This window comes from Phytoactinopolyspora endophytica, assembly GCF_004138495.1.
Taxonomy (GTDB): domain Bacteria; phylum Actinomycetota; class Actinomycetes; order Jiangellales; family Jiangellaceae; genus Phytoactinopolyspora; species Phytoactinopolyspora endophytica.
In genome coordinates this window covers 434,004-444,214 of the sequence record NZ_ML142852.1, presented here as the reverse complement: position 1 = coordinate 444,214, position 10,211 = coordinate 434,004, and the positions used below count along the sequence as shown (strand labels likewise).

Annotated in this window: 5 protein-coding genes and 2 pseudogenes; 5 read left to right on the top strand and 2 right to left on the bottom strand. The window is 58.3% G+C overall.

The window, feature by feature from the left end; genetic code table 11:
* Positions 1–1,365: right-handed parallel beta-helix repeat-containing protein (locus tag ELR45_RS10415; RefSeq protein ID WP_165367656.1), on the bottom strand; the 1,365-nt coding region annotated here is incomplete at its 3' end.
* A gap of 617 nt (positions 1,366–1,982) precedes the next feature.
* On the opposite strand from ELR45_RS10415, the gene ELR45_RS37405 reads away from it, so the two are divergent.
* Positions 1,983–2,459: an IS110 family transposase gene (locus ELR45_RS37405; RefSeq protein ID WP_240759453.1), complete on the top strand. Its 477-nt coding sequence runs from the start codon at positions 1,983–1,985 to the stop codon at positions 2,457–2,459.
* Between the two features lie 1,009 nt (positions 2,460–3,468).
* On the opposite strand, the gene ELR45_RS10405 is transcribed toward ELR45_RS37405, so the two are convergent.
* Positions 3,469–4,518: a Gfo/Idh/MocA family protein gene (locus tag ELR45_RS10405; RefSeq protein ID WP_165367655.1), complete on the bottom strand. Its 1,050-nt coding sequence runs from the start codon at positions 4,516–4,518 to the stop codon at positions 3,469–3,471.
* Between the two features lie 614 nt (positions 4,519–5,132).
* Between ELR45_RS10405 and ELR45_RS40725 the strand changes: the two are divergent.
* The 4 genes and pseudogenes from ELR45_RS40725 to ELR45_RS42640 form a co-directional block, all read left to right on the top strand.
* A pseudogene (locus ELR45_RS40725) lies at positions 5,133–5,420 on the top strand (transposase); the annotation flags it as partial.
* 881 nt (positions 5,421–6,301) lie between these two features.
* Positions 6,302–8,101, top strand: coding sequence for a peptide ABC transporter substrate-binding protein (locus ELR45_RS10395; RefSeq protein WP_129665666.1), 1,800 nt, complete (start codon positions 6,302–6,304; stop codon positions 8,099–8,101).
* Between the two features lie 241 nt (positions 8,102–8,342).
* Positions 8,343–9,560, top strand: a complete 1,218-nt coding sequence (locus ELR45_RS10390) for a Gfo/Idh/MocA family oxidoreductase (RefSeq protein WP_129665664.1) — start codon at positions 8,343–8,345, stop codon at positions 9,558–9,560.
* 39 nt (positions 9,561–9,599) lie between these two features.
* Positions 9,600–9,854 (top strand): annotated as a pseudogene (locus ELR45_RS42640) (RNA polymerase subunit sigma-24); the annotation flags it as partial.
* Positions 9,855–10,211: the final 357 nt, after the last annotated feature.

The following is a 10,211-nucleotide window of genomic DNA, read 5'->3' as shown; positions in this document are numbered from 1 at the left end:
CTCCAGCGCGCGCACGGCCAGGGTGATGTCTTCTGTGTTATCACCGAGATCCGTCCACACGCCGTGTGGATTCACGACTGTAATATTTCCCGCTAGGTCGCGAATAACGGGAGACCCTTCAGGCGCGTTTGCGCGAAGAAACGCAACAGGCTGGTCGACGAACATTGAGCAGTCATCCCAGCTGATGCCACCAAACTCTGACACGCCTGATAGGCCAGTTAAATAGATCGGTGGGTAATGACTAGACTCATTACCCATGTTTATAGCCACCGTGCGTGTAAATACAAGGTCTACACCGGAAGCTTGCTTTCCCCCGATTAGGGTACTGCAGGAGGCAGGGTTCGACTCGATAAGCGAATCACGTAGTTCGATACGACCGCCCGGATCGACACCGGATGGAGTCTGGATCATCAAGCTTACCGCGTAGGTCGATGTCTCGTGCTGTCGTCCGATATAGACACGATCGACGAGTAAATCTATTGGCGCAGCGTATTCCGATGGGTGCCGCAACACTATATAGAGATTGGCGTTAACGTTACGGTCCATGACTGTGTCTCGCACTACTGCGCGAGAGATCTGCTCGTCGCTCAGATTTGGCTCAAAGTCTATCCCGGCCTGCGGGTTCTGTCCGCGGGAGTTTATAAACGCCGATCCCTCGACAAGCAGTCCGTCTACGGATACCACACTGAGGCCGTTGCGGTAGTTGTCATCGCAGGTGACGTTCCTGATAGTAACGTTAGTTGAGTGGGGAGGATGTTGTGCTTGGTTGGCACCTCTAACTCGCCCTAGGTAAATTCCGTCCCCACCGGCGCCGGTAATTTTTAGGCCCTCGATACGAATATTGGAACAGCTGCCAATATAGATCGCCGGCCGCCATTGGCTTCCGTCGTTCAGATCAATATACTCTTGTTTGTTCATCGCGAACGTCGCGGCATACCCGAGGAGCGTCACATTCTGGCGTCCCGTGATATTAAGTAGCTTGTCACTAGTGCCAGGAAACCCCCCGGGTTTCGCGCGTACAGTGACGCCTGGCTCGACAACGATGCAGATATTATCTCGGTTCAGAAAAAGTGGCCTTGTAAGCCACTCACTGCCAACGTCGTCGATCACGACGGTATGCGCTGACGAGTCCAAGGCTGCCTGCAGCGCGTCAGTGGCATCGTCAGGATCGTAGCCGAAGCTCGATGCATATACTAGATCCGCGCTTGGAGACGGAGAGGATGCACCGAGCGCAAGCGCGCCTTGAGTCCCTGATATAGCGCTTGCGCCCCCCAGGGCCAATGCGGCACCACCCAGCTGGAGAGCACGACGGCGGGAAAGGATTGTTGTGTCTGCCGGTGTTCCACTGTGCTTGAAGCGATCCATCTTCAACTCCCAGATCTCATGTTGGCGATTCACTTGATCGGACTCGAGCCTTTCTGCGCTGGGCTCGCCAGACTTTCGCTGTGTCGTCTTCAAAACGTGGGTGATTAGGTCCGCCGAGTTTCACGGCCACACCCGTCGACCGGCCGGGTGGACAGAGCTTAACGCACCAACACAATGAGTGCAAGCGCTTGTGGTACTTGCTAGCTGGTCATTCGGGAAGGCCGCACAATGATGTTGGTGCAGGGCAACAAGCGATTGTCGTCGTACCTGGTCATAACCGTGGTGTCAGCGGTCGGTTCAGATTGAACTGCCTGTAAATGTTTGTGATGGCTGGCCTGGGCTGGCGGGCAGGGTTGGCGGCGGTCTATCGGATCTGGTGTGACTCGTGAATCGCCTGACCCCCCTGATGAGGGGTGTCTTGCCCAGGATCTGTCCGTCAGGTCCGGGAGCCGTCGTCGATCCTGGTCCACCACGATGGCTTGATCAGAAGCACGTCCGACCCGAGTCGCTGAAACGACTCTGGCTGTGACCCGTTACAGGCGCGCCTCGTAGTGACTTCGTTCCCGGGCCGACGTCGGCAACGACGTCCCATCCGGTTGAAGTCAGGAGACATCGCAGTGCCCGGTGTGACAAAGAAGAACGCCACGATCACCTCGGTGAGCGTCGGTGATGTGTACGGGTTCGTGGTTGGCGTCGACACCCACGCCGCGTCCCACAGCTACGCCATCGTCGTGGCGCGGACCGGCGCCCTGGTCGATGAGCAGACCTTCCCCACGAAGCCAGCCGGGCTCGCTCGAGCGTGCGACTGGATCGCTCGTCGCACCGACGGCGAGGTGAGCGGTGTGCTGGTCAGCGCTGAAGGCACCGGCTCTTACGGCGCGCCCCTGGCCGAGGAACTCGCGAAGGTCGGCTACCGGGTCGAGGCGCCGACGCCGCGTCGTGAACGGGGACGTGGTAAGACCGATGTGATGGACGCGGTCACGGCAGCTCGCGGCACGTTGAGCATGCCGGTGACGCGGCTACGAGACCGCCGCGGGGCTGGGCAGAGCAGTCAGGACCAGGTTGCGTTACAGGTCCTGACCACAAGCCCGTGAGCAGCTCAACGCCGAACGGTGCGAGCGATCAACGCGCTCACCGCACTGGTGAGATCCCACGCCCTGGTATCGGTGCCCGCCGTTGTCGTACGCGGACAACCGTGCCCTGAGCGCGGCCCAGATCAAGGAGATCGCCCGGTGGCGCCGACGTGCCGAGCCGACTGGCATCGCGACCGCACGAGCCGAGGCCATCCGGCTCGCTACTCGCGTGGTCCAGCTCGACACGGAGCTCAAGACAACCGAGATGAGGTCACCACCATCGTAGATGCCCGGGCACCAGGGCTACTCGCCCTGGCGGGCGTCGGTGCGATCACTTTTGTGCGTGTGGCCCTATCCCCGGCCGGGGCCGCAGCGAGGCCGATATGGCCCAGATCGCCGGCACATGCCCGATCCCAGCATCTTCGGGCAACACCGAGCGACCACAGACTCAACCGCGGCGGCGATCCCCGGTTGAACTGCGCCCTGAACACCGTCGTCCTGGCCAGGATGCGCAATGAAACCGAGACCCGCACCTACGTTGAGCGACGAACCGCCCAAGGCAAGACCCGCCGCGAGATCCGACGCTGTCTCAAGCGCTGCACCACGCGCCAGATCTTACCGCGTCCTCAACGCTGCGCACCCATCAGAAGAGCTCGTTGTTTCGCCGCGGCTTCCCTGGCGGGGTTGGCCCCATTTTTGTGCGACGCCACGGTGAGCATATTAAAATTGGGCACGGCCCTTCCCCATTCGCTCTTTGGCTGGAGTCATCGGGAGGCGGCTGAGGGAGCTTGGAGGCACCACATGCTCACGGCAAATGCCGATGATGGGTCACGGGCCGAGCGGCACCTTGAAGGGGGCGGTTTAACTGCCAGGTGTGTGCGAGTCCGCCGCGAGCATGAAGATGGACCAGCCCTAACCCTGGCACCTCGTCGGTGGCTTACTTCGCTGCCCGCCGGGGCTCGAAGGGGAGCCATGCGGCAAAGGACCCGGTCCGACAAGGTGTCGACACCTCGCCGCGCGGATTACCTGGTTAGAGAAGACCGGTCTGTCGGCGAGCGCGTTCGATGATACCGATTTGGCGGCGGACGGTCTCGGGGGTGACGTAAAGATCGGCACCGTGGCGCACGGTGCGGGCTAGGTGTTGATAGAAGTCCAAGGTGCGCTTGGTGCCGCCAGGCTCTGTTGTGATGGTCTCTTCGTTCCAGCTGATCTTCTTACCGCCGACGTAGGTCCGCCCCGGGGCAGCCCCTTCGGTTACGGCGATCTTCTCAACTGTACTCGGGTCATACCACTTAACGTGGATCGTAGTCTCGATGGTAGTGAGCGTGCCGGTGGTGCCGGCGATGAGCCAGCCGGGCTGGCCGGCGGCGATGACGGAACTGGATTCGAGGTCGATCAAGGGGCCGGTCTTAGGTTTGAGGACGAGCTTGACGTGGTCCTCGGCGTCACCGGCAGAGACGGTGTGGCGGAGGTCAGCGAGTAGGTCGATGGGGGTGTCGTCAAGGAGGAGCAGGAGCTGATCTAGGAAATGCGAAGCAGTGTTGGGCAATTCTCCACCTCCGTATTTGCGCAGAGTTTGCCAATCCGAGCGCCGGGTGTAGCGGTGAATTGCGCGGCGGATGAGGACCAATTCGCCGAGTCTGCCAGAGTCGATGATGTCGCGGATAGACGTGTAGATCGGTTCAAATCGATTATTCTGAAAACACGTAAGGATACGGCCGGTCTTGTTCGCCGCAGCCAAGAGCTTGTCGACCTCGGCCACGGACTGAGCGAGGGGTTTCTCGATAACGACATGTTTGTCAGCGTGCAGGGCAGCAACACCAAGCGGAACATGGGTGTGTGATGGCGTGGCAACGATCACGAGTTCGACCTGCGGATCGCTGAGCAGGCTCTTGGGGTCGGAGTAGGTAGTGCAACCGAAGCGGTTCTTGGCTTCGATGCAACGTGCGGCGTCCGGGTCGGCGGCGGCGACAATCTGGAATTCGTCAAGCTTGGCCAGGCCGTCGGCGTGGATCTTCCAGCCACTCCGGCCCAAACCGATAAGGCCCACTCGGATCGGTTCATTCACCTCGGTCAACAACAAACTTCTCCCTAGTACTTGGCAGATGTAGTGGGCCGCACGCAACGCTAGAGGTCGTGCTACCCGAAGTGGGCCCGCTGCCCCGCTAGTGGGCGACGGACTCCAACGCAGCACACCGATCCACGCCAGTCAGAGTGACAACAGGTGCACGTCCCCGCAATCGCTTGCACCATAATCCAAACGCTTGCAACGACGCAACTCCCCCCAGGGGGCCGGCCGGGCGGGCCCCATCGCTGTTATGCCTGAGGCGCCGAGGCACTGCAGTCGAGGCAGGACCGTTCCATCGAACCACGTCACGTCCATTGAGGGCCCCGGTCATATAAGAAGTATATTTTTGGAGTGTGTGGCCAAGCAGTAACCACGCGACGATCGGCAATCCATACAAGACGTTGCAGCAATGAATGCATGTCGCCACGTTGCCGACTCATCAAAACGACGCGAGGAGGATGAGTCCGTCATAAGCAGCCGGGCAAGAGCCTGGTCGAGTTGGCGAGCGTCGGAAGGGGGCATGGTCAAAGCTTTCGGCCGTGGAATTTCCCTTCCGAGCACGATCGGTGTGCTGGCCGGCACTGCGTCGACGACGTCGACATGGTCCTCCGTTTTCACCGGTGCCAACGCGCAATGGCATGAGAGTCAACACGGTGTTGAAGCCAGGTCGGCCCGGTTGAGATCGAGGTGCCCCGAGATGTCGACTCGTCGTTCGAACCGTGCGCAATCGGTAGCACCGGCTGACCGGTTTCGATGAGATCGTGTTGTCACTATCGGCGAACGGTCTGACCACCGGTGAGGTTGCCGCGCATTTCGACGAGGTCTACGGCGCGAATGTCTCGAAGGGCAAGGTTTCGCGGATCACCGACAAGGTCTCTGGGGAGATGACGGGGTGGCGCAACCGGCCACTGGACGCGGGGCGTAGCCAAAGAAGATCAAGATTCGCACGTCAAAGCAGCACGTTGCAGCGATTGCGGCAATCGCTTGCGTCGTGTAAGGTGGCCCGCACACCGGACGGTCGAGTCACGATTTCCGGTGACTAGGAGGTGTGCCGATGAAACCTACGCCTGTACAGCGAGCTACTCGTGACGGCGAGGTTTCGGCTTGCCTCAATGCGGGACCATGTAGGAGGGTGTCCCGTGTCGTTGCCCGCCATACGATCTTCTCCGCGGTTGCGATGATCGCCGCGGTGGTGCGAACGCCGGTCCACTGCTGGATGTACCGACGATGTGCCCGTACATCTATCACGAAAGCCGATAGTCGACGGAGGCCAGCCATTTATACTGCGTATATAAGTATGATGTCCGACCTCAATCCCCAGTGCACAGCGAAGGTGAAGAATGCGAAGCAAAGCGGGTCGGTCGCGAAGTTGACCAGGAGTTCTTGCGCCAGCAGTGCAGGTGCGACTCTACCCGTTGCCGCTCGCGCCAGGTGTGGGCAGTGGGTGATGGTGAGGAAGGGGGACACTACCACTACTTATCTGTAGTGGCGTATCGCAAACTTTCGTTCTAGGCGTCTGGGTGCGACGCAATAATCGATTTGGACGCAAGTCGACTCGATGTCGCCGAATCAACAGAGTGGGACGAAGAGTTCTCTCATTCGCCACCGCTAGTCACCGCGGATAACGGCATCAACATCGCCTGTATCTATAACGGGAACAATGATTAACACGTCCTGCTGTATGCCACAAACGCATGCTTCGCATCACGATTACAACCTCCCGCTTTGCAAATGAGGGAGTCGAGGCACGACTACTTGTCTTGTACCTTCGTTATAACTAGCTAAGGAGTGGCACGTGAGTGGTAGGCCAAGTACATCACCTATTGGCGGTCAAACATCCATGCGTAGACGCACGTTTCTCGCTGCGACGCTTGCTGCCGCAGCGTCGGCAGGCTCGGCTTGCGGCTTCTCAAATGGCAGTGGAGGTAGCACGCCTGAAAGCGGAAGTGCCGAGAGCAATGAGCCGAAGCGGGGAGGAACGCTGCGTCAGACTATGATGCCAGTCACGCATCTTGACCCCGCCGTGGCCGGCAACGCATCGTTCGGGCAGATTCTCATGGTTGGATTGTGGGAAGGGCTTGTAGTCGTTAACGCAGATGACCCCTCTAAGGTGTTGCCGGGCGCGGCAGAGTCCTGGGATATCTCGAACGATGGTTTGATCTACACATTCCATGTCCGAGAGAATGCGAAGTGGTCGAACGGACAAGCCGTGACGGCCAGCGATTTCGAGTGGAACTGGAAACGCATCCTTACTCCTGGCGTCGCGGGGGAAGGCAATCCTTCCTTCAACCCAGGACGTGTCAATGTGGCTGGTGCAGCTGACTACATGAGCGGGGAAAACGGCAACTTCGCTGACGTCGGTGCCAAGGCGCTCGATGACTTGACGTTCGAACTACGTTTGGATGCGCCTAATAGTGATCTCTTAATCTATCTCTCGCAGTTTTGGGCACTGCCATTGCATCCCGCCACTGTGGAGGAGAATGGTGAAGAATGGCTGAATCCCCAGATATGGGTGGGTAATGGCCCGTACATACTTGATGAATTTCGGGTTAATCAAGGTGCGGTCCTACTTTCCAACGACCAATACTGGGACTCTGAAAACTACTATATTTCCCGATGGGAAGTTTCCTTTAACGACGGCGGCACTACGTTTGATCTGCTATCTTATCAACAGAATGAAATCGACATCACTGGTCGTATTGAAGATGATTTGGAAGCGGTAACTACCTCTGATGTGGCCGACGAAATAGCTTCGTCACCAACAAATCAGTTCCGCAACTTGACCGTATTCAATAGTCGCCATCCAGCGTTGCACGATGTCCGTGTTCGGCAGGCACTTTCATTGGCTATTGACCGAGAGGCGCTTGGAGAAATCTCGAAACCCGCAATTCCGGGGAACTCGCTCATTCCCGAAGGTGTGGAATCGTCCGAGGAAATTCCCGGGGTTGAGCACGATGTAGATGCCGCCCGAGAATTGTTGTCTGATGCTGGGTACGCCGACGGTGACGGAATGCCCGTGATCAACCTGGTGCACCACCAGAATATTCCTTGGGTAGAAGCTATCGCCGAGATGTGGCGAGAAGATCTGGGAATTGATGCGCGACTTGATGTTCTCGAAAGGGGAGTCTATCTCGAGAAGCTCAAGGTGCTCCTTCATCCTGAGGACTACGTGGGATTCTTTGTGTTCAACAATTCTGTCCAGCCACCTACACTACTAGGTGCCGCACATAGTAGCGTAGGTTCGAGCGCGAGAACCTATGGCGTGAATCTGGCGCCAGTGGAGGTGGCGGAAGAGTTGGACATCGCTCGGAGCCAAGGCGCTACTGATATTGAACTTGCGCAAATCCTCAAGGGGCGTAGGCACCCGGAGGTAGAGCACGTGAGTGATCTTGCCGAGAGGGCGATACGAGAGGAAGATCCAGAGGCTCAACACAGACTCGCGGTGGAGTCCGCAGTTGCGAAAGACGAGGCTTATGTCAGCATCCCTGTTCTATGGGGTGGGTATTACCTGCTCATTAACCCGCGCGTGAACAATCTAAAGCTTTGGCATCACACGACAGTTTTCACTACCAGGGGAGTGTGGCTAGATAGATAATCTACATCTTTAACCCGTGTCAACGAATCGCAAACAATGATCAACGACAAGTTGAGCCGTTGATTCGTGTCCATCCTGGCTTAACATGGCGCGGGTTGACGGTCCGTGACTGGTCGATCCGGCAAGACGACCGCGCACACTGGTTCTCCACATATGCAGCAGACCGACAACATGTTTCTATGGCGAAGAACGTTCCGTTTAGTCGAGCAACGGCATCTTCTCGCGGGGGAGGCGAAGAGAAATGTTAGACGAGAGGTCATGTGGGCGCGCCGCTCGGGTTGGGGTGATCGGGACAAGTAAGCGCGCCGCGTCGTATGTTCGAAACCTTGGCGACTACAGCGGGATTCACGTTGCGGCTATTGCGGATCCAAATGAGCGCAACAGAAGTAGGTTTGAACGGCTGGTCGGCGGGTTGTCGGGTTTACGGCAGTACGATGATGGCGCGTCGATGTTCCGAGACGAGTTGCTCGATGCTGTGGTGATCGCTTCTCCGAACGCTTTTCATGCCGAAGACGCAGTGCGAGCCATGTCGAAGGGCATCCCGATGCTGCTGGAAAAGCCGGTTGCCGTAAGCGTTGAGCAATGTGTGCAGCTATGGCGGGAACACGAGAGATTGGCCGGTCGGCAAGTATTTGTTGGCTTTGTGCTCCGGTATACGCCATTTTATGCCAAAATTAAGGAAATTATTGATTCGGGCTTTCTTGGCGAGATACTTAGTATCGAGGCTGACGAGAACGTAGGGACGTACGTGACGTCAGTACTGCATTCGGGTTGGCGCCGCAATGATCGGATATCGGGCGGATTTATCGTAGAGAAGTGCTGCCACGATATTGACGTTCTAAATTGGTTGGTCGGTGCGCAGCCAGTTCGAGTGTTTTCGATGGGGACGCGATCACATTTCGTTCCTAGGCCGCATAATGAACAGCATCCCAGGTTCTTGGCCGCGGACGTTCTCCGAAACGGTATGGATTACGGGGACACGGGATTGGCGGCGACGTTTTTTGAAGCGGAGGATCAATCTCCATATGAGGTAGGCGCAACGTTTCCGGACCATCAGTCGGTGATGATCGAGTACGCGCAGGGAACTCTGTGCACGCTGACCGCGGTAATGGGTCAGCCTCGGCCTACTCGACGTATTCGGATTTACGGAAGTGATGGTGCGTTGAGTGGGGATATTCAGGAGTCCTGCATTGTGCTGGACCGCCCAGATGAGTCGGGTAATCGTTGGACGCGGTCAGAAATAGCGATTGTCGCTGATTCGAGTGGGCATCATGGAGGTGATCAGGCCATCCAAGACGCCTTCTGGAGAACTGTCGGTGGCGTCGGGGAAAGTTGCGCCCGGGCCGGTCTCAAAGAGGGTATCGATGCTGTGCTGGTGGCGATTGCGGCTGAACAGTCACGTATTAGCGGCGAGTCAGTGCTGATGTCACCACTTCACGAGCAGGTGTTTGGACCTTAGTGAGAAGGTTTGTTCATGAGGTTTATGTTGTAGTTGGGGACCATGGCCCAGCGCATCAGCCGGGTCAAGCGCGCCGGCTCCGGCGTGCGGTTCGACCAGCCCGGCTACGTCATCACCGTGTGGCGCGTTCTCTGCCTGGTCTTCAACGAGTGCTATTCCGGCGACGTCGACCTCGCCGAAGAGGCCATCCGGCTCGCGCGGCAGCTCGCCGCGGCGATCGATCATCCCGCGGTGGCGGGCCCCACTGTCGCGGAAACTGGACACCGAATTCGGTCGCGATCTGCTCGATCGTCACACCGGGCTCACGATTCCGCGCCACGCGCACGACGTCATCACGAACTCTTGGGGGTAGGGCTTGGTCACAACGACATCCTTCCAGGCCCGCTACGAGGCAAGCGAGATCGAAGGTCACCTATCCGTGCAGCAGAGCCATTCCTGGATTGCCGGGGATGGCTAGGCCGAAACTGACTGACCGGGACTCTAAGGGAAGTCTCCAGAGCGGCGCCTTCGAGCACAATCGGGGTCATCCTCGACTTACCCTGATCTCGTTGCGACCGCGACGTCGGTCGCCGGTGGCGAGTACGGGCTGAACCAGGTGGACGCGGACGATCCCGGCTCCACGCCGCCGGACTACACCGCACGTCAGGCGTG